Genomic DNA, 407 nt, shown 5'->3' with positions numbered 1-407 from the left:
TCAGGATCGAGTTGACCTAATTCAACCACCTCTGAAACCTGTGCAATGGTGACATCTGCAGCCATCGCCATGATTGGACCAAAGTTACGTGCTGATTTGTTATAAACCAAGTTGCCCCAACGGTCGCCTTGATGTGCTTTAATCAGTGCGAAGTCTGCTTTAATTGGATATTCAAGCACGTAGTCTTTGCCATCGATATGACGGGTTTCTTTACCATCTGCCAATAAGGTGCCAAAACCTGTTGGGGTAAACACTGCACCTAAACCCATCCCAGCAGCTTGAATACGACACGCGAGATTACCTTGAGGAACCAGTTCCAGTTCGATCTTGCCAGCATGATAGAGTTCATCAAATACCCAAGAATCAGACTGACGTGGGAAAGAACAAATGATTTTACGGACTGCACC

The 407-nt window shown here is 45.7% G+C and carries 1 protein-coding gene; it reads right to left on the bottom strand.

The window, feature by feature from the left end; genetic code table 11:
• On the bottom strand, positions 1-407 hold a 407-nt coding region (locus GJV03_RS21360; protein ID WP_154131084.1), incomplete at both ends, for a 3-oxoacid CoA-transferase subunit A.

The organism is Acinetobacter sp. RIT698 (assembly GCF_009668065.1).
GTDB lineage: Bacteria > Pseudomonadota > Gammaproteobacteria > Pseudomonadales > Moraxellaceae > Acinetobacter > Acinetobacter guillouiae.
This window is presented reverse-complemented; position numbering and strand designations above follow the sequence as displayed.